The 18627-nt window shown below is 67.9% G+C and carries 16 protein-coding genes; 4 read left to right on the plus strand and 12 right to left on the minus strand.

The features are described 5' to 3' along the window. Positions 1-26: 26 nt before the first annotated feature. The 3 genes from J3R73_RS12885 to J3R73_RS12895 all read right to left on the minus strand — a co-directional run bounded on the left by J3R73_RS12885 (position 27) and on the right by J3R73_RS12895 (position 3133). Entirely contained in the window at positions 27-1157 is a 1131-nt protein-coding gene (locus J3R73_RS12885; RefSeq protein WP_307427284.1) for an HPP family protein, read from the minus strand. A gap of 132 nt (positions 1158-1289) precedes the next feature. Next, the gene (locus J3R73_RS12890; RefSeq protein WP_307427285.1) at positions 1290-2300 is read right to left on the minus strand and encodes an NAD(P)H-dependent flavin oxidoreductase; all 1011 of its coding nucleotides are present in this window, start codon (positions 2298-2300) and stop codon (positions 1290-1292) included. 353 nt (positions 2301-2653) lie between these two features. Continuing rightward, positions 2654-3133 carry a MarR family winged helix-turn-helix transcriptional regulator gene (locus J3R73_RS12895; RefSeq protein WP_307427287.1) on the minus strand — a complete coding sequence of 160 codons (480 nt, stop codon included), beginning with the start codon at positions 3131-3133 and terminating at the stop codon, positions 2654-2656. Positions 3134-3247: 114 nt separating this feature from the next. On the opposite strand from J3R73_RS12895, the gene J3R73_RS12900 reads away from it, so the two are divergent. Further along, complete coding sequence (locus tag J3R73_RS12900) at positions 3248-5104, plus strand: chloride channel protein (RefSeq protein WP_307427290.1); 1857 nt, start codon at positions 3248-3250, stop codon at positions 5102-5104. 42 nt (positions 5105-5146) lie between these two features. Here J3R73_RS12900 and J3R73_RS12905 read toward each other — a convergent pair whose 3' ends face one another. From J3R73_RS12905 to J3R73_RS12920, 4 genes are all read right to left on the minus strand, one after another. Further along, entirely contained in the window at positions 5147-6658 is a 1512-nt protein-coding gene (locus tag J3R73_RS12905) for a sugar ABC transporter ATP-binding protein (RefSeq protein WP_307427293.1), read from the minus strand. Continuing rightward, positions 6655-7698 carry a substrate-binding domain-containing protein gene (locus tag J3R73_RS12910; RefSeq protein ID WP_307427296.1) on the minus strand — a complete coding sequence of 348 codons (1044 nt, stop codon included), beginning with the start codon at positions 7696-7698 and terminating at the stop codon, positions 6655-6657. Before J3R73_RS12910 ends, J3R73_RS12905 begins: the two co-directional genes overlap by 4 nt. 57 nt (positions 7699-7755) lie before the next feature. Further along, positions 7756-8637 (minus strand): ABC transporter permease, encoded by an 882-nt coding sequence (locus J3R73_RS12915; RefSeq protein ID WP_307427299.1) that lies wholly within the window; start codon positions 8635-8637, stop codon positions 7756-7758. 126 nt (positions 8638-8763) lie between these two features. After that, entirely contained in the window at positions 8764-9879 is a 1116-nt protein-coding gene (locus tag J3R73_RS12920) for a mandelate racemase/muconate lactonizing enzyme family protein (protein ID WP_307427302.1), read from the minus strand. A gap of 201 nt (positions 9880-10080) precedes the next feature. Here J3R73_RS12920 and J3R73_RS12925 point away from each other — a divergent pair, with 201 nt between their 5' ends. Further along, positions 10081-10848, plus strand: coding sequence for a FadR/GntR family transcriptional regulator (locus J3R73_RS12925; protein ID WP_307427306.1), 768 nt, complete (start codon positions 10081-10083; stop codon positions 10846-10848). Positions 10849-10881: 33 nt separating this feature from the next. Here J3R73_RS12925 and J3R73_RS12930 read toward each other — a convergent pair whose 3' ends face one another. The 5 genes from J3R73_RS12930 to radA all read right to left on the minus strand — a co-directional run bounded on the left by J3R73_RS12930 (position 10882) and on the right by radA (position 16694). Next, positions 10882-12069 (minus strand): enolase C-terminal domain-like protein, encoded by a 1188-nt coding sequence (locus J3R73_RS12930; protein ID WP_307427310.1) that lies wholly within the window; start codon positions 12067-12069, stop codon positions 10882-10884. A 121-nt stretch (positions 12070-12190) separates the two neighbouring features. After that, positions 12191-12931 carry an SDR family NAD(P)-dependent oxidoreductase gene (locus tag J3R73_RS12935; protein WP_307427312.1) on the minus strand — a complete coding sequence of 247 codons (741 nt, stop codon included), beginning with the start codon at positions 12929-12931 and terminating at the stop codon, positions 12191-12193. Positions 12932-12948: 17 nt separating this feature from the next. After that, on the minus strand, positions 12949-14409 hold the full coding sequence (gene purF, locus J3R73_RS12940) for an amidophosphoribosyltransferase (RefSeq protein WP_307427315.1): 1461 nt from the start codon (positions 14407-14409) through the stop codon (positions 12949-12951). Between the two features lie 126 nt (positions 14410-14535). Continuing rightward, positions 14536-15150, minus strand: coding sequence for a CvpA family protein (locus J3R73_RS12945; protein ID WP_307427318.1), 615 nt, complete (start codon positions 15148-15150; stop codon positions 14536-14538). Positions 15151-15284: 134 nt separating this feature from the next. Then, the gene (gene radA / locus J3R73_RS12950) at positions 15285-16694 is read right to left on the minus strand and encodes a DNA repair protein RadA (RefSeq protein ID WP_307427323.1); all 1410 of its coding nucleotides are present in this window, start codon (positions 16692-16694) and stop codon (positions 15285-15287) included. A 170-nt stretch (positions 16695-16864) separates the two neighbouring features. Between radA and J3R73_RS12955 the strand changes: the two genes are divergently transcribed. Both J3R73_RS12955 and J3R73_RS12960 read left to right on the plus strand, forming a co-directional pair. Then, a complete protein-coding gene (locus J3R73_RS12955) occupies positions 16865-17176 on the plus strand; it encodes a polyhydroxyalkanoic acid system family protein (RefSeq protein ID WP_307427326.1) in 312 nt (103 codons plus the stop codon). A 415-nt stretch (positions 17177-17591) separates the two neighbouring features. Beyond that, positions 17592-18494, plus strand: coding sequence for a sugar-binding protein (locus J3R73_RS12960; protein WP_370880081.1), 903 nt, complete (start codon positions 17592-17594; stop codon positions 18492-18494). The last annotated feature ends 133 nt before the right edge of the window (positions 18495-18627 follow it).

Below are 18627 nucleotides of genomic sequence, written 5' to 3' on the forward strand. Positions count from 1 at the left end.
GAGGGGGCCGAGCCCGCCGCGGCGGCTCAGGTCTCCGCAGCGAGCCGGGTGTCCCTTGAAGGCATATGCGAGATCGCCGCGAGAAGATCGGTCTGGGTGACCAGGCCGAGAACGCGGTTCTCGGCGTCGACGATCACCACCGCATGGATGGAGGGTTCGGTCAGCGGCCCGAGCAGGCCGAGCGCCGCCATGCCGGGGTCGGCCACCGAAGCACGGCTCATCACGTCGCCGACCGTGCGGCCCGGCCTTGCGAGCTCCCGCAGGCCCACCGTCCCGGCGAGCCGTCCGGCCCCGTCGATGACGGGCAGGGTGCGGATGCCGTGATCGAGGAGGAGCGCGTGGGCCGCTTCCAGGCCCGCATCGGGCGCCACCGAGACGACGTCGCGGGACATGATGTCGGCGCAGGTCAACTCGCTGTGCGAGCGCATGAAGGCATGCATCTCCACGCGGCGGAGCAGGCGGTCGAGATCGTCCCGCTCGATGTCGAAGGTCTCGCCCAGCTCCGCCAGCGCCGCGTCGATGTCCTCCGCGCGAAAGCCGGTGCGATCCTGGGGCGGCGGGTCCTTGGTTCCGTGCGTGCCGGAGGGGCTTTTCGCCACATGCGGATAGGAATGCCGCGAAAGGACTTTGTGGAAGGCCAGTCCCAGCAGCACCAAGACGATCGAATTGAGCGCAACCGGCACCAGCGCGAAGCTGAAGCCCGCCGCCGCCACGGCCGGCCCGCCGATGACCGCCGTCAGCGCGGCCGCCCCGCCCGGCGGATGCAGGCAGCGCGTGAGCGACATCGCCGCGATGGAAAGGCCGGCGGCGAGGCCGATGGCGAGCATCGGATCCGGAACGAGCCGGCTCGCCGCCACGCCCACGAGCGCCGAGATGGTATTGCCGCCGACGATCGACCAGGGCTGGGCGAGAGGGCTGGACGGCACGGCGAACAGCAGCACCGAGGAAGCGCCGATCGGCGCGACGATGAAGGGCAGGTGGGGATCCCTGCCGAACATCAGGCTGCACATCAGGCCCGTCAGCCCGATGCCGAGCAGCGCGCCGAAGCAGGCGAGCAGCCTGTCCCGAAACGTCGCGCCCGGCAGGATCGGCATGAAGAGATGGAAGGGGCGCTTCCAGGAAGGCTGTCGTTCGGGGTCGGAAGGTGAAACCGGCATGGAGGGACGTGACCGCATTGATGGAGGCGGCAACCTTGCCGCCGGCGGGACTTGCGAACGGCCTTCGCCGATGTGGCGACGAAGAGCTGACGCGTATGGAGGGCGAAAGGCCGGTTGCACGATCGGCAGGCGTTACCCCGCCGCCGATCCCCGACATCGATCCTTTGCCGCGAGGATCGCCTGCGCTTCCGCTGCCATGGCCTCGACCCGGGCGGCCGCCGGCATGAGCGCGTCGATGCGGCCGACCCCCTTGCCGGCATAGAGCGCCATCGCCTCGAGATCGCCGGTGGTGGAGCGCAGAGGGGCAGCCGTGCTGAACCGGTAGACCGGCTGGCCGTCATCCATGCCGATAGGCACGGGAGGGACCTGAAACGCCTCGCGCCGGTCGCGATCGGTCGTGCTGTTGCGCAGGACACGCATCTTGGCGGCGATCGGCCAGCCGATGTGGAACACGTCGGTGATCACCGTGTCTTCGGCGCCCGCCTCGACAATGCGCTGCTTGTAATAGGGATGGGCGAAGGATTCGGGCGAGGCGAGGAAAGCGCTCCCGACGACGGCGCCCTGGGCGCCGGCCTCCAGCACGGCGGCGAGATCCCTGCCGTCGACGATCCCGCCGGCGGCGAGCACCGGCACCTCGCTGGAGGGGACGACCTCGCGGAGGAGCTTGGCCAGCGGCAGGCTGCCGCGGACGTGACCTCCGGCCTCGACGCCCTGGGCGACGAGGATGCCCGCTCCGGCCTGCTGCGCCGCCTGTGCCTCGACCCTGGAGCCGACCTGGCAGGCGACGAGGATGCCGGCATCCCGAAAGCGCGCCACCACCTTCTCGTCGAGGGTCCAGAACAGCATCACGGCATGGACGCCGAGGGCGATGCAGGCCGAGACTTCTTCGTCGAGCAAAGCAGGGCGGGTCGCCGCCGGGATGAGGTTGACACCGAAAGGTCGCGGCGTCACGGCGCGAACCGCCGCGACCTCGCGCTCGATTCTCGCGGCGGGTTCGCCCGCCATGCCCAGGAAGCCGAAGCCGCCGACCAGCGTCACCGCGCCGACCAGCTCCGAGCGGGCGACACCGCCCATCCCGGCGAGAACGATCGGCAGGTCGCAGCCCAGCAGCCGGCACGCCTGCGTCTGCAGCGGCGCGCTCATCGCGCTGCGTCCGGCGCGGAAGCGAACGCCGGACCGTCCGCATCCGGACGATCCGCGGGCGTTTGCGTAAGATGACGTACTGAGAAATCGCCCAAGCGCCTCTCCCTGCCCACAGGCCGACCGAAGAATGGCAGGAGTATCCGTCCAATCCGCTCCAGGGGCAACCAGGCCGGAAAAGGCCAGTCGTCTCCATCGTTTCGCTGCGTGCCTTCTGTTGAAATAGCAGCATGCCCGCGAGGACGCCCCACGCTCGGGCGCTTCCCGCCGGCCATGCCTGCCTTCCCAGATCGCGCTGCCTGTCATGGCGCCGGCATATATCGCTGAGCGATATAAATCAAGGCGTGGGGCGGCGCCTATGCGAGCGGCGCCAGCATGGCGGCCAGGGCGGGGCCGATGGAGCGCAGTTCCTCGACATGGATGCTCGACAATTCGCGCAGGCGGGCCTCGCCGGTCTCGGTCAGGCGGACGAGGGCGCGCCTGCCATCCGCCGGATCGGCGCTGCGCTGGACAAGGTCGAGCTTTTCGAGCCGGTCGACCAGCTCCACGGCGCTGTGGTGGCGGACGAGGAGACGCTCGGCGAGGTCTCCGACGGTAAGCGCTCCATCCTTGGCGAAGCCTCTGAGAGCGAGGAGGGCCTGGTGCTGCTGGGAAGTGAGGCCGACATTTCGCGCGGCCGATTCGCTGAAAGCCAGGAATTTGCGCAGGGCGTAGCGGAATTCCGCCAGGGCGGCATAGTTGGCGTCGCTGAATTCTCCGCCGCCGGCTTGTGCCGCCTCTTCCTTTCTGGAACCCTCCTGTCGGACATTTCTCCGGCCTTGTGGTCGATCTGCCATTCCTGCTGCCTTCCCGCATCCGCTCGAAACGAAATATTGATTAATATCGCATCACGATATAATAGCTGCCGCGAGCCGGCCGTCCAGTGACGGCGCCATCGACAGTGGACTTCAATGATATCACCATCTTCGCACGGCAGGGCGGCAGGCCCTGCGGCGGGCACGGCACGGACCCGCCCGCACCCCACGGCCCATCTGGGGGATTTCACCACCGACCGCCGAGTCCTCATCCTGATGGCGCTCGCCGCCGTCGTCGGCTGCGCCAGCGTCGGGGCGTCATGGCTGCTGCTGCGCCTCATCACCCTGTGCACCAATCTGGCCTATCACGGGCGGGTGACGCTCGAGGCGCTGCCCATCGCCGGGACGCCGCTCGGCTGGTGGTCGGTGCTGGTGCCCGTCGCCGGCTGCGTGATCATCGGCTTCATGGCCCGCTACGGATCCGAGAAGATCCGCGGCCACGGCATTCCCGAGGCCATCGAGGCGATCCTGATGGGCCAGAGCCGCATCAGCCCCAAGGTGGCGGTGCTGAAACCGCTCTCGTCGGCGATCTCGATCGGAACCGGCGGCCCCTTCGGCGCAGAAGGGCCGATCATCATGACGGGCGGCGCCATCGGCTCGATCCTGGCGCAGATGTTCCACCTCACCTCCAACGAACGCAAGGCCCTGCTCGTCGCGGGTGCCGCCGGCGGCATGACCGCCATTTTCGGCACGCCGATCGCCGCCATCCTGCTCGCCGTCGAACTGCTGCTGTTCGAGCTCAAGCCGCGCAGCTTCCTTCCCGTGGTGGTGGCCGCCGTGGTCGCCGCCGCCGGACGGACGTGGTTTTCCCCTCCCGGCGCGCTCTTCCCCTACCATGGCGCCATGCCGCTCTCGCTCGAGGCGCTGCTGGCGTGGATCGTCGTCGGCGTGACCGCCGGCCTCGGCTCCGGCGTGCTGACGGCGATGGTCTATGCATCCGAGGACGCGTTCGAGAAGCTGCCGATCCACTGGATGTGGTGGCCGGCGCTCGGCGGCCTCGTCATCGGCGTCGGCGGGCTGATCGACCCCGCGGCGCTTGGCGTCGGCTATGACAACATCACCCATCTGCTCGCCGGCGACCTGGCGATCAAGGCCGTCCTGCTCCTGCTGGCGGTCAAGGCGATCATCTGGGCGGTCGCGCTGGGATCGGGAACCTCGGGCGGCGTGCTGGCACCGCTGCTGATCTTCGGCGGTGCGCTCGGCGCCCTCGAAGGCCTCGGCCTGCCGCAGGCCGATACCGGTTTCTGGGCCCTGCTCGGCATGGCGGCGATGATGGGCGGCACCATGCGCGCTCCCTTGACGGCGACGCTGTTCGCCGTCGAGCTGACCGGCGACATGGCGTGCCTGCTGCCGCTGCTGGCAGCGTGCGGCATGGCCTATGCCACGACGGTGCTTCTCCTGAAGCGTTCGATCCTCACCGAGAAGATCGCCCGCCGCGGACATCACATCACCCGCGAAACCCATGCCGATCCTTTCGACCTGACGTTCGTCGCCAGCGTCATGGTCGGGAAGGTCGACGTGCTGCCGGCGGCGATGCCGGTCGACGAGGCGGTAGCGTTCTTCTCGGCCGACGCGCACCGGCACAAGAGCTACCCGGTCGTCGACGACGGCCGCAGGGTGTTCGGCCTGGTTTCCCGGGCCGATATCCTGGCGTGGGCTCGCGAGAGCGGGCATGGCGCCGCGACGATCGGCGAAGCGGTCGAAGGGGCCGATCTCGTCGTCGCCCATCCCGACGAACTCGTCGGCACCGTAGCCGACCGCATGGCCGCCGGCGATGTGGGACGCGTCCCCGTCATCGACCGCGGCGACGGCAGGCTCGTCGGTCTCCTCGCCCGCAAGGACCTGCTCAGGGTCCGCGCCCGGCGCCTTGCCGAGGAGCGCGACCGTGCGGTGTATCTGAGGTTGAAGACGCGCCCGCAAAAGCCGGTCACCGAGGGCGCGGAGATCGGATGAACCCGGCAGCTCCCGACGTCCCGGCAGGGAGCGGCAGGGAACTCACGCCGGGGTGTGCTCCGGCGCCGCCGAGGCGAGGGCGAGCAGGCTCAGCTTGTCGAACGCGGCGCTGGGCCTGTCGGCGACCACGCGCCCCGCGCTCATGCAGACGATGCGGTCGGCGACGTCGAGCAGTTCCTCGAGGTCCGACGACGTCAGGCAGATCGCCAGGCCGGCATCGGCGAGTTCGCGGACGAGACCGTGGATGACAGCCTTGGCCTTGACGTCGACGCCGCGGGTGAAGTCGTTGAGGAGCAGGATGCGGGGACGCGCCTCCAGCGAGCGGCCGAGGAGCACGCGCTGCTGGTTGCCGCCGGAGAGGCGTCCCACCGCCTCGTGCAGGGCGCTTGCCCGCACGCCGACCTGCGCCATCCGGCCTGCCGCCGTCTTTTCCAGACTGCGCCGCCGGAGCCATTTCAGCGGGCCCATGCGCTTCACCGCAGCGGCGCCGATATTGGCGACGGCATCCCGCTCCAGCCACAGGCCACCCTTCTTGCGGTCCGGCGGCATGTAGACGACGCTCTGCGCGATGGCCTGGCTGGGATGGCCGAAGATCACCGGCCGGCCCTTGACCTCGATTGTGCCGGTGACGGGCACGATGCCGCCCAGCATCTGCATCGCCGTGGAGACGCCGGAGCCTTCCAGCCCGGCGAGCCCGACGACCTCGCCCTCGCGCAGGGAGAGAGCGAATTCCGGCAGGCCGGGCGCCGAGCCGTGGAGTTCCATCGCCACGGCTCCCGTCTTGGCGGCGGCGCCGGCCCGCGGCCGCTCGTCCGCCAGCGGGCCCACCATGGCGCGGGTGATGGTGGGAATGTCGGCATCGCCGGTCAGCCAGCGGCCTTCGACGCGGCCGTCGCGCAGGACGGTCAGCCGGTCGGTGATGGCGAACACCTCGTCGAGGCGGTGGGAAACGAAGACCACGCCGGCATCGCCGGCGACGATCGTGCGGATGGCCCGGAACAGGCCCTGCGCCGCGGGCTGGGTCAGCGAGGAGGTCGGCTCGTCGAGGACGAGCACGGTACCGCCCGCGCAGAGCGCACGGGCGATCTCCACGAGCTGGCGATGGGAGAGCGGCAGGTCGTCGAGGCGGCTCCGGATGTCGACGACGGCGCCGAGGCGGTGCATCGCCGCCTCGACCTTCTGCCGCCGCGCCTGCCGGCCGATGAAGGCGAAGGGGCCGGGCGGCAGGACGCTCGCGAAGATGTTCTCCTCGACGGTGCGGTCGGGGAACAGCATCAGCTCCTGATGCACCACCACGAGACCGGCCTTGCGGGCCTCGGCGAGCGAGCCCGTCGCCACGTCCCGGCCGGCGACGCGGAGCGAGCCCCTGTCGGGGCGGACGGCTCCGGCCAGGATGTTGATGAGCGTGGACTTGCCGGCGCCGTTGGCGCCGAGCAGCCCATGCACCTCGCCGGCCGCCACCTCGAAGGTGACGTCATCGAGCGCGCGGACGCCGCCGAAGCTCTTGGCGATGTCCTTGGCTTCGAGCAGCATCGCTTTCCCGCTGTCGCTCATCCGCGGAACCGTTCCTCGCGGGTGAGGAAGCCGGTGACGTTGTCCTTGGTGACGACCTCGTTGGCGAGATAATAATTGCCGCCGGGCAGGTTCAGCTTGGGCGCTCCCAGCACGACGCGCTGATAGGCGTACATGATAGGCAGATAGCCCTGGAGATAGGGCTGCTGGCCGACCGTCGCGTCGATATGGCCATCCCGGATCAGTTCCAGCGTCTGGTAGAGGAGATCGGTGCCGACGACGGGCAGCTTGTGTCCGCCATTCTTGCGGACGAGGCCGGCGGCGGCGGTGTCGGGCCCGCAGAGCGGCATGATCGCGGCGAGGTCCGGATGGGCGCGCAGGATGTCCTTGACCGTGCCGAGTTCGCTCGCCATGTCGGCCGGATTGGTGTTGTAGACGCCGACATCCTCGAGGCCGCCGGCCTTGACGCCCTGGCGCGCACCCTGCACGCGCTGGTCGAGGGCGAGCGAGCCGGGCGCGCAATTGGTCATCGCCACCTTGCCCTTGCCGCCGGCGAGCCTGGCGATGAGCTGGCCCTGCGCCTCGGCGGCGCCGACGAGATCCTGGCCGAAATAGAGCTCGCGGCCGCTGTTCGGCGTATCGTTGTTGGCGGTCAGCACCAGCACGCCGGCAGCCATCGCCTTCTTGATCGGGGCGATCCAGGCGTCGGGCTCGAAGGAGATCACCACGATCGCCTCGTAGCCGGTGTTCACGAGCTGCTGGAACTGGGCGATCTGGTTGACGGTGTTGCCGTCGGGCACGCCGGTCCACAGCATGTCGATGCCGAGCTGGGCGCCGGCATCTTCCGCGCCGGCCTTGGTCGGCGCGAAATAGGGATTGGTGGTTCCCGCGCAGGAGACCGCCATCTTGACGGGCTTGCCGTAGAATTTCTTCACCCAGTCCTGCCAGGCCTTCGCTTCATCGGCTGCGGCCGGTGCCGCACCGAGGACGCCGCCGCCGGCCAGGCCCGCCATGCCGGCGAAGCCCATGAGCGCCGCGAAGCGCCGGCGGTCGAGGCCGGCCGTCTGCGTGGAATCCGTCATTGTCGTTCCTCCCTCTCCATCGGGCCGCCCTTGTCCTCCGGTTGCGCCGAAGGCAGGCTAAGCCGCGTTCCGAACATTGCCCTTGGTCAGCCAGGTCAGGGACATCGCCGCGATGAGGACCAGGCCGGAGACGCCCTGCGTCCAGTTCGGGGAGACGCCCCACAGCACGATCAGGTTCTGGAATATGCCGATGACGCACAGGCCCAGCAGCACGCCGACGATCGAGCCTCGCCCGCCCGTCAGCTTGACGCCGCCGATGATGACGGCGGCCAGCACGCTCAGCTCGTAGCCGGTGCCGGCGGTCGGCCCGGCCGTATTGAGATAGGCCACGGAGCATACGCCGGACAGGCCGGCGACGAGGCCGGAGAAGGCCAGCAGCAGCACGCGTGCCCGCTCCACCTTGTAGCCGACGAGGTGGGCCGCTTGCGGGTTGCTGCCGATCGCCAGCAGGCGGAAGCCCGACGACGTCCAGCGCAGCAGGATTTCCGCGGCGAGCGCGACGGCGAGGAAGAGGATGGTGATGTAGGAGATCTGGCCGATCGAACCCTGGCCGAACCAGTCGAAGAAGAACGGATCGTCGGGCAGGCCTCCGACCGGCGAGCCGTTGGCCAGCGCCAGGCTGATCGCCCGGAAGATGCCGAGCGTCGCCAGGGTGACGACGACCACCGGCACCTTGATGACCTGGGCGATCAGTCCGTTGACGAAGCCGCAGGCGAGGCCGACCGCGAGGCCGGCGGCGACGGCCACGGCCAGCGGATAGCCGCCCTTCAGAACGAGAGCGGTGGAGACGGCGGCGAGGCCGAAGGTGGAACCGACGGAAATATCGATCTCGCCGGCCATCAGCGTCAGTCCGACGCCGATCGACAGGAAGCCGAGGAAGGTGATGTTCTGCAGGATGCCCGTGAGGTTGCTGACGGTCATGAAATAGGGGCTGCTCATCGTGCCGACGACGAAGAACAGGACCGCCGCCAGCAGGATGCCGACTTCGTCGAAGCCGAACGCGCATCAGCCGGCGGCGGGGACGGTCGAGGGGAATGTCTTCGGAACTCATGCGCCTCGTCTCGCTCAGCAGGGCTTCGAATGGGCTTCGATGGCCGCCTTCGTCAGCGTGGTACCGGCGCCCGGCATTTGCGGGCGGGCGTAGTGGCCGGCTTCGATGCGGATCGGCTCGGCGAAGCAGTCCTTGATCCAGGGAATATATTCCAGCATCGGCGAGGCGGGGTGCCAGTAGGCGAGATGCACGTGGATCTGCCCCATCTCGCCGACATGGGGCACGACCGGCAGCCGGTGCGAATGGGCGGTATGGGCGACCTGGATGTATTCGGTGATGCCGCCGAGGCGCGTCACGTCCGGCTGGACATAGTGCACCGCGCCAGCCTGGATGAAGGCATCGAACGCCTCTGCCGTATAGAGCTGTTCGCCGAGCGCGACCGGAATCGAGGTCGAGCGCGCCAGCGCCGCATGCGAGGCGACGTCGTCGTACCACATCGGCTCCTCGAACCAGAATACGTCGAGCGCCTCCGCCCTGGCACAGAAGCGCTGGCAGGTCGGCAGGTCCCATTTGCCGTTGGCGTCGATGGCGATGGTGACGCTCGGCCCCACCGCCCGCCGCACCGCCTCGATCCGTCCGATGTCGGCCGTCGGATCCTCATGGCCGACCTTGAGCTTCAGACGGCGGAATCCGTCCTGCTCGATGGCCCTGAGGCTGCCTTCGACCAGCCTGTCGCGGGGGATGGAGAGCCAGCCGATATCGGTGTTGTAAGCTTCGAGCCGCTCCTTGGTGGCGCCGCCGAGCAGCTTCCACAGCGGCAGGCCGGCCTTTTTGGCGCGCAGGTCCCACAGGGCGATGTCGATGGCGGCGAGCGCGATCTGGGTGATGCCGGCCCGGCCGACCCATTGCAGCGCCGGGTTGCGGGCGAGCTTGAGCCACAGGCGATCGCCGTCATGCGCGTCCTCGCCGACGAGGAGCGGCGCATAGCAATCGGCAATGCACGAGGTCACCAGCCGGTCCGACGGCAGGTGGGCATGCGTGCCGGTGAAGCCGAATCCCTCCAGGCCGTCCTCGGTCACGATCCTGGCGCCGACGACGCCCCAATGGGTGATGGTATGGGTCGAATCGGAAATCGAATCCGTGTTGAGCGGCGCGTGGAGGATGAAGGGCTCGACCGACCGGATTCTCATTTCATCTCCCGCAGACGCGCCGCGGACAAAGCGCGGCAGCTTCATGTTCATGGGAAGGGCCTTCGCGGCGGCGCGCCGAATAGGACTAAAGGTCCAACCAATTTATTGGTAGCAGGGAGTGTGTTATTGTCAACCGCCCGGTCCGGATTGTAGTCTCTTCCACCTGTCTTTCGGGCGGCCCACGCCCTTCCCTGGAGCCCCATGAAGCAGCTCGAGCCGTCTCCCGCCCTGTCGCTGAACCCTGCCGGCGACACGCGTCTTCCCCAACTCGAGCCGACGAGGCTCTATCGCCAGATCGCCCGGCTGCTCGGCTCCCGCATCGACGACGGCACCTTTCCGGCCGGGACCCTCCTGCCGACGGAGCGCGACCTCGCCCAGCAGCTCGGCGTCAGCCGCACCTCGGTGCGGGAGGCGCTGATCGCGCTGGAGGTCAGCGGAAAGGTCTCCATCCGCGTCGGCCATGGCGTGCAGATCCTCAAGGCGACGCCGCGCCGGGAGGGGATCGGCGCCGGCGCCGACGTCAACGAGGCCGATATCGGGCCGATCCAGTTGATGGAAGCGCGCCGCCATATCGAGCTCAAGACGGTGGAGCTGGCCGCCGCCAACCGCACGCAGGCCAATCTCGAAGGGCTCGCGCGCGCCATCGGCATCCAGGCCGATGCCAAATCCATCCGCTCGCCGGATTATCGCGCCGGCGACCGCAGCTTCCATGTCGAGATCGCCAAGGCGAGCGGAAACGCCGTATACGTGCCGATCGTGGGCGACCTCTGGGACTATCGCTACAAGCCGATGTTCGAGAAGTTCGAGGAATTGCTGATGGGGCCGGACAGGCTGGGGCTGACGCTGGCCGAGCACCGGCACGTCTTCGAGGCGATCGCCGACGGCGATCCCGTCGCCGCGCGCAAGGCGATGAAGACCCATCTCGATGCGGTGCTGCGCGCCTTTTCCCGCGGGCTGGGCGCGAAATAGGCCTTGGCGGCGCCGGTCTCGGCACCGTTCCGGTCACTTCCGGCCGAACGCCACGTGGTCGACGCGGTTCTGCTCGATATAGGACCAGTCATAGGCGACGCCGAGGCCGGGGCCGTCGGGAACCGGCACGCAGCCGTCGGCGCCGAGATCCTCCGGCTGGTCGGAATAGCCGCAGGTATAGACCGGCGGCACGGTGTTGCGCATGTCGGGCCCGACCAGCGCCATCTCGTAGAAATGCGTGTTGGGCGTCGCCGACATCACGGCGCGATGGGCCGGACCGCAGGCGTGATACTGCACGTCGAGGCCGAGCGCCTGGCAGAAATTGGCCATCTTCACCGCGCCGGTGATGCCCATGTCGTATTCGGGATCGAGATGGACGAGGTCGCCGCCGCCTGCCAGCATGAAGGAGGCCTTGGCCTCGAGCCCACGCACATGCTCGCAGACGAGCAGGGGCGTGCGCAGGCGTTCGCGCAGCCGCTTGTGCCCTTCGACGGCACCGCCGGTGTCGCGATAGGGATCTTCGTACCAGAAGAACCTGGCCTCGTCGCAGGCGTCGCCGACAGTGAGGGCATCGCGCCAGGTGCGCAGCTGCGAGGCTGGGTCGAGCATCAGCGGGTAGCCGTCACCGACCGCCGCCCGGACCGCATGGATGGTCTCCACCTCGCGGGCGACGTCGCCGGTGTGCCAGCCATGGATCTTGAAGCCGGCGAAGCCCTGCGTCCTGCAGGCCGCGGCATAGTCGGCGAAGGCCTTCGGCGTGTCCAGGCCGCCGGGCTCCTCCTGGCCGTGATAGGTGCTGGCATAGGTGGGCAGGCTCGTGCGGTACCCGCCGAGCAGACGGCTGACCGAGACGTCGCGGCGCTTGCCGGCGAGATCCCACAGGGCGATGTCGAGAGGACCGTGGCCCATATGGTCGTAGGCGCGGACCTCGCGCCGCAGATCCTGCCAGATCTCCTCCCGCCGGTCGGGATCGCGCCCGATGAGGTGGGGCGCGAGCATCGTGGCCTGGGCGAACGACGACGGTGTTCCCACCCAATGCGTCACATATTCGCCGCGGGCGCCGTCGTCCGTCTCGATGCGGACGGCCCAGCGCTGGGCCGGCATGCGGGAGCCCTTCTTGGCGATGAGGTTGGCGACCCCGGCGGCGCCATGCGAGGGCAGGCCGAGCCCCTCGACCTCGAAGCGGAACTGGCTGATCTCGACGGAGGCGATGCGTGTCATTGCGCGATATCCAAACGAAACATGTCTCGAAGGGACGGCAGATGATCAGGTCTTGCGAAGAAGGTCCAGTGGTCCAGCCAATTTTCTTGGCGGAACGCCGTTGCGCCGGCGGGCTCCGGCATTACACCGGCGGCTGGAAGCTGAGGAACCTGTCCTGCCTGAATTCGAAGATCTTGCCGGTCTCGGTGAGATCGGGGCTCGCAAGACGCAGGATCGATGCCGTGACCGCCTCGGGTGGCGGCAGGGCGCTGGCGTCCTCGCCGGGCATGGCGGCGGCGCGCATATGCGTGCGGATGGGGCCGGGCGAGAACAAATTGGCGCGGACGGGCGTGTTGACGGTCTCGCTCGCATAGGTGGCGACGAGGGCGTTGAGGGCCGCCTTGGTGGTGCCGTAGAGGCCCCAATAGGCGACCGCCTTCCATGCCGAGCCCGAGGTCACGAACACGGCGCGTCCGGCATCCGATTTGCGCAGCAGCGGATCGAAGGACCGGATCAGGCGCCAATTGGCGGTGACGTTCACGGCGAAGACGTTGTCCCAGTCCTTCGGCTCGATATGGCCGAGCGGCGAGATCGAGCCGAGCGCACCGGCATTGCCGATGAGGATGTCGAGCTTGCCGTAGCGCTCGAACAGGGTGTAGCCGAGGCGATCGATGCCGTCGCCGTCCTTGATGTCGAGCGGAACGAGGCTGGCCGTGCCGCCTTTGGCCTGGATGGCGTCGTCGAGGTCCTCGAGCGCGCCGACGGTGCGGGCGAGGGCGACGACATGGGCGCCGGCCTCGGCCAGAGCGAGCGCCGTGGCACGGCCGATGCCGCGCGAGGCGCCGGTCACGAGCGCAATGCGGCCTTTGAGGGAATCGGACATTGAGAACTCGTTCGCGATCAGCTTGCTTCGGCCAGCAGCGAAAGCTGCTGCTTTGCGCCCTCGCCGCTGACGTCGGTGAGGAAGGTCGGATAATCGCCGGTGAAGCAATGATCGGTGAACTGCGGGCGCAGCGGATCGCGCTGCTCGAAGCCGCAGGCCTTGTAAACGCCCTGCACCGAGAGGAAGGCCAGCGAATCCGCGCCCATATAGGCGCGCATCTCCTCCAGGCTCATGCGAGCGGCGAGAAGGTTGGTCCGGTCGGGCGTATCGATGCCGTAATAGTCGGGATGGGTGATCGGCGGGCTCGAAATGCGGAAATGCACTTCCTTGGCGCCGGCATCGCGCATCATCTGCACGATCTTGACCGAAGTGGTGCCGCGCACGATCGAATCGTCGATGAGCACGATGCGCCGGCCCTCGATGACGGCCCGGTTGGCGCTGTGCTTCATGCGGACGCCGAGTTCGCGGATCGACTGGGTCGGCTGGATGAAGGTGCGCCCGACATAATGGTTGCGGATGATGCCGAGTTCGTAGGGCAGGCCGGCAGCCTGGGCGAAGCCGATGGCCGCGGGCACGCCCGAATCGGGGACGGGCACGACGACGTCGGCATCGATGCCGCTTTCGGCCGCGAGCTGGGCGCCGAAGCGCTTGCGCACGTCATAGACGCTGCGGCCGTGCACGATCGAATCCGGCCGGGCGAAATAGATATATTCGAAGATGCAGGGACGCGCCGGCACGCGCGGAAAGGGCTTGATCGACTCGATACCCTCCTTGGTGATGACGACGACTTCGCCATTCTCGATATCGCGCACGAAGCGGGCGCCGATGATGTCGAGCGCGCAGGTCTCGGAGGCCAGGATGTAGCAGCCGTCGAGCTCGCCCAGCACCAGCGGACGGATGCCGAGCGGGTCGCGCGCGCCGACGAGCATGTGGTTGGTCAGCCCGACAAAGGCATAGGCGCCTTCCATCTGGAAGAGGGCGTCGATGAAGCGGTCGATGAATTTTTCGCGCGAGGAGCGTGCGACGAGATGGAGAATCACCTCGCTGTCCGAGGTCGACTGGCAGATGGCGCCCTTGCGGATCAGGTCGCGGCGCAAGGTCAGGCCGTTGGTGAGGTTGCCGTTATGGGCGACGGCGAAACCGCCGCCAGCCAGTTCGGCGAAGAGCGGCTGCACGTTGCGCAGGATGGTCTCGCCGGTGGTGGAATAGCGCGTATGGCCGATGGCCTGGGCGCCGGGCAGCCTTTCGATCACGTCGCGCTTGGAGAAGGTGTCGCCGACGAGGCCGAGGCGGCGCTCCGAATTGTAGCGCGCGCCGTCGAACGTCACGATGCCGCAGGCCTCCTGGCCGCGATGCTGCAGCGCATGCAGGCCGAGGGCGGTGATGGCAGCGGCTTCCGGATGGCCGAAGATGCCGAACACGCCGCATTCCTCGCGCAGGTGGTCCGCATCCAGGTCGAGATCGTCAATCGAGGCCATCGCGCTCACTTTCTCCAAAAAGAGTGAGCGGCCCGGAGAACGCTCCGCCGCCCCAATCACCGTTGAGATAATATCACCGATCCGCATTTCCACCATGCGGGCCGAGTTTTCCGTGCTAGCCCCGCATCACGGCTGTGCCGCGGGCTTCGTCGCCGGCGTGGCCGGCTGAACCGGTGCGCCGGCCGCGTCGGGATCGGTTCCCTGGGCGCTGTCGCCCGGAAGGAGGTCATTGGCGCGAAGCTGCTTCAGGATCACGTTTTCCGGATCGGTCGGCAGGATGCTCAGGAGCCAGTCGCGACCCGACAGCAGGATCGGCTTGGACTTGGCGTCCTGAACCCAGACGGGCTCGGACTTGTCGGGAACGAGATAGCTGAAGAAGATGAAGGCAACGACGGCGAGCAACAGGCCGCGGGCGGCGCCGAACAGAAAGCCGAACGTGCGGTCGATGGCGCCGATGCGGCTGTCGAGGATCATGTCCGACAGGCGGATGGTGATGAAGGAGGCGATGATCAGGACGACGATGAAGACCGCGCCGCCGGAGACGATCTGCGCGACCGTATCGCTCTTGATGTAAGGCTTGACATAGGGCAGCACGTGGCCGTGCAGGAAGAGGGCCGCCACCGCGGCGATGGCCCAGGCGGCGATCGCCAATATCTCCCGCGTGAACCCCCGCACCATCGCCAGCAGGGCCGATATCAGCATGACGCCAATGACGATGAGATCAAGAAGCGTTACAGGCATCGGCGGTTTATCCTGATGAGAACAGCGATTGCGGACCGGAGGCGGCAGCGAGCCCCTCTATAGCGATGGTTCCGGCCGCCGTCATCCGTTTGCTCGTTCCGAGACATGCGTTTGAAGACGAGCGGCCCAGCGTGTCAGGACACGGCCTTGGCGGGCTTGCGCTTTTGACCCTCGCCCGATGCGGCGATATCGGCAACAAGTGTCGCAAGTGAGGCGACCCCGTTCACGACCATGCCGGAATCCCCACCCGAATCGCTGCCGGAAACCGGCGCGACGGCGCGCCCGAAACCGAGTTTGGCCGCCTCCTTCAGGCGTCCGCCCGCATGGGCGACCGGACGCACGGAGCCCGAGAGCGATATCTCGCCGAAATAGACCGCATCGGAGGGCAGGGCCGCGCCGGTGAGGGAGGAGATCAGCGCGGCGGCGACGGCAAGGTCGGCGGCGGGCTCCTGGATGCGCAGGCCGCCGGCGACGTTGAGATAGACGTCGTGTCCGCCGAGACGCACGCCGCAATGGGCGTCAAGGACGGCGAGGATCATCGACAGGCGATTCGAATCCCAGCCGACCACCGCCCGCCGCGCCGTGCCGAGGCTCGTGGGGGCGACGAGGGCCTGGATCTCGACCAGCAGGGGCCGCGTGCCCTCCATGCCGGCGAACACCGCGGTGCCCGGCGAGCCGAGATCGCGCTCCGACAGGAACAGGGCGGAGGGATTCGACACCTCCTTCAGGCCCAGTCCGGTCATTTCGAAGACGCCGATCTCGTCCGTCGGGCCGAAGCGGTTCTTGACGGCGCGCAGGATGCGGAAATCCCGACCGCCGTCGCCTTCGAAGGACATCACGGCATCCACCATGTGCTCGACCACGCGCGGGCCGGCGATCTGGCCGTCCTTGGTGACGTGTCCGACGAGGATGACGGTGGCGCCGGACCGCTTGGCGTAGCGGATCAGCGCCTGGGCCGAGCCGCGGACCTGGGTCACCGTGCCCGGCGCGGATTCCACCGTGTCGGTCCACATGGTCTGGATGGAGTCGATGACGACGACCCGAGGGGGCGGGCCGTGCTGGAAGGTGGCGAGGATATCCTCGACCGAGGTCTCCGCCGCCAGTTCCACCGGCGCGCCGGCCAGGCCGAGACGCTCGGCCCGCATCCGCACCTGCGCGGTAGCCTCCTCGCCCGATATATAGACGACGCGGGCGCCGCCGGCGGCAAGGGCCGCGCAGGTCTGGATCAGCAGCGTGGATTTGCCGATGCCCGGATCGCCGCCCAGCAGGAGCACCGATCCACGCACGAAGCCGCCGCCCGTCACGCGGTCCAGCTCGTTGATGCCCACCACCAGGCGCGGCGCCTCGTCGGTGCCGCCCGTCAGGGTTTCGAGCGCGAAGACCCGGCCCCGGCCCCGCGGCCGCTGCGAGGCGGGCACGGCGGCGACGGCGCTGGTCTCCTCGGCGATCGTGTTCCATTCGCCGCAGGCATCGCACTTGCCCTGCCAGCGTTGATAGACGGCACCGCAATTCTGGCAGATAAAGGACGATGTTCGCTTGGCCATGCCTTCCTTTAGCGGGCGGGAAGAACCAAATCAAACCTGCGCTCCGGCCTCGAAGCGCATCGCCGCGGATCGAAACGGCGGCTCGCTGTGTTCTGCATCTCGAATGTCCCCGTCGCGGACCTTGTCCGGCGGCGGGGATCCGATGTCGTCCGTGAACGCCAGGGTGCGCCATGTCCCGTCCGCTCGTCGTCTCCATTCCCCACACCCTTGGCCGCGAGGCGGCCCTGCGGCGCATTCGAGACGGCATCGGCCAGATACGCGCCCGATACGCCGGACAGATGAGCGTCCTCGACGAGAACTGGACCGGCGACCGGCTCGATTTCCGCATCATGGCGCTGAGGCAGACGGTATCCGGCAGCATCGAGGTGGCGGAGACGGTGGTGACGGTCAGCGTGGTCCTGCCGCTCTTCCTGTCGGTGCTCGCCGAAAAAGCCAAGGCGCTGATCCAGAAGAGCGGGCAGCTGATGCTGGAAAAGAAATGAAGGCGGCCGGCGAGGGCGAATCATTCCTTTCCGTTCGGGCATAATGCCCGCTATGTTTCGGGCACCGGAGGTCGCAGTCCGGCTTTCCCGCAACGCCCGATCGAGGGTGCGAGGGTGATTTCTACCTGTGGTTACAGGGGCGGGTGGTTGCGTCCCGATTTGTCCGACAATTCTTGTAAATCGTCCGGGGCATGCTAATAGTGGCGGCGTGCCACCCTGGAGGGGGCGCTGCCGAAGCGAACGAGCCGGCCATGCAGGGAGGGAGCCACAGGCGTGTCGCAAGCGCTGGAGAAGTGACCGGAATCCCCCCAGCCGCGGGCTGGCAGCGGTATCCGAAGAACCAAAAAGCATCAGGGAGAATCAGAAAATGAAGAAATACGTTCTGGCCGGCGCCGTGGGTGCGCTGCTCGCCACCATGACATTCAGTGCGCAGGCTGCCGACAAGAAGACCCTCGTATTCGTTGCCAACGGCGCTTCGGACTTCTGGAAAGCCGCCGAAGCCGGCGTCAAGAAGGCGCAGGAAGAACTTCCGAACTACGATCTCCAGTTCAAATATCCCGAGCAGTCGGCAGCCGCCATCCAGGAACGTCTGATGGACGATCTCGTCTCGGCGGGCGCGGCCGGCATCATGGTGAGCGCTGTCGATCCGAAGACCGAGACCGATGCGCTCGACCGCGTCGGTTCCCACACGCTGCTCCTGACGACGGACAGCGATGCCCCGAAGAGCAAGCGCGCCGCCTATATCGGATCCAGCAACGTGCTGGCCGGCAACCAGGTCGGCGAACTCCTGAAGAAGGCGCTGCCCAACGGCGGCAAGTGCATGGCCTATGTCGGCCTGCCCGGAGCGGACAATGCGCGCGAGCGCATCCAGGGCATCAAGGACGTCATCAAGGGCACGAAGATCGAGATCGTCGACGTCAGGGCGGACGACATCGACCAGTCGCGTGCCAAGCGCAACGTCGAGGACACGCTGACCGCCAATCCGGACGTGGATTGCATGCTCGGCATCTACTCCTACAACATCCCGCAGATCTACCAGGCGCTGAAGGAAGCGGGCGCTCTCGGCAAGATCACCGTCACCGGCTTCGATGACGATCCGATCACGCTGGGCGGCATCAAGGAAGGCACGATCGTCGGCACCGTCGTGCAGCAGCCCTATGAGTGGGGCTACCAGGGCATGAAGCTCATGGCCAAGATCCTGGAAGGCGACAAGTCCGCCATTCCCGCGGACAAGCTGATCATCATTCCGACCAAGGTCGTGGACAAGACGACCGTCGACGCCTACGCGGCCCAGCTCAAGAAGCTGCAGGGCAAGTAACCGGTGTTTCGGCGCCGAGGCCGGGACCGGCCTCGGCGTCTTTAATCGGCTCGACCGTTTTCGGCGGTCGAGCGCCGCGGCTTCGCCGATGTCGCGGCGGCGTCGCCCTCCCGGCTGCCGGCTTCGGCCGTCC

The organism is Labrys monachus (assembly GCF_030814655.1).
In the GTDB taxonomy this organism is placed as follows: domain Bacteria; phylum Pseudomonadota; class Alphaproteobacteria; order Rhizobiales; family Labraceae; genus Labrys; species Labrys monacha.

Coding starts and splice junctions, on each gene's coding strand:
- J3R73_RS12885 (WP_307427284.1), bottom strand. CDS start 1,157: ATGCCGGTTTCACCTTCCGACCCCGAACGACAGCCTTCCTGGAAGCGC.
- J3R73_RS12890 (WP_307427285.1), bottom strand. CDS start 2,300: ATGAGCGCGCCGCTGCAGACGCAGGCGTGCCGGCTGCTGGGCTGCGAC.
- J3R73_RS12895 (WP_307427287.1), bottom strand. CDS start 3,133: ATGGCAGATCGACCACAAGGCCGGAGAAATGTCCGACAGGAGGGTTCC.
- J3R73_RS12900 (WP_307427290.1), top strand. CDS start 3,248: ATGATATCACCATCTTCGCACGGCAGGGCGGCAGGCCCTGCGGCGGGC.
- J3R73_RS12905 (WP_307427293.1), bottom strand. CDS start 6,658: ATGAGCGACAGCGGGAAAGCGATGCTGCTCGAAGCCAAGGACATCGCC.
- J3R73_RS12910 (WP_307427296.1), bottom strand. CDS start 7,698: ATGACGGATTCCACGCAGACGGCCGGCCTCGACCGCCGGCGCTTCGCG.
- J3R73_RS12915 (WP_307427299.1), bottom strand. CDS start 8,637: ATGAGCAGCCCCTATTTCATGACCGTCAGCAACCTCACGGGCATCCTG.
- J3R73_RS12920 (WP_307427302.1), bottom strand. CDS start 9,879: ATGAGAATCCGGTCGGTCGAGCCCTTCATCCTCCACGCGCCGCTCAAC.
- J3R73_RS12925 (WP_307427306.1), top strand. CDS start 10,081: ATGAAGCAGCTCGAGCCGTCTCCCGCCCTGTCGCTGAACCCTGCCGGC.
- J3R73_RS12930 (WP_307427310.1), bottom strand. CDS start 12,069: ATGACACGCATCGCCTCCGTCGAGATCAGCCAGTTCCGCTTCGAGGTC.
- J3R73_RS12935 (WP_307427312.1), bottom strand. CDS start 12,931: ATGTCCGATTCCCTCAAAGGCCGCATTGCGCTCGTGACCGGCGCCTCG.
- purF (WP_307427315.1), bottom strand. CDS start 14,409: ATGGCCTCGATTGACGATCTCGACCTGGATGCGGACCACCTGCGCGAG.
- J3R73_RS12945 (WP_307427318.1), bottom strand. CDS start 15,150: ATGCCTGTAACGCTTCTTGATCTCATCGTCATTGGCGTCATGCTGATA.
- radA (WP_307427323.1), bottom strand. CDS start 16,694: ATGGCCAAGCGAACATCGTCCTTTATCTGCCAGAATTGCGGTGCCGTC.
- J3R73_RS12955 (WP_307427326.1), top strand. CDS start 16,865: ATGTCCCGTCCGCTCGTCGTCTCCATTCCCCACACCCTTGGCCGCGAG.
- J3R73_RS12960 (WP_370880081.1), top strand. CDS start 17,592: ATGACATTCAGTGCGCAGGCTGCCGACAAGAAGACCCTCGTATTCGTT.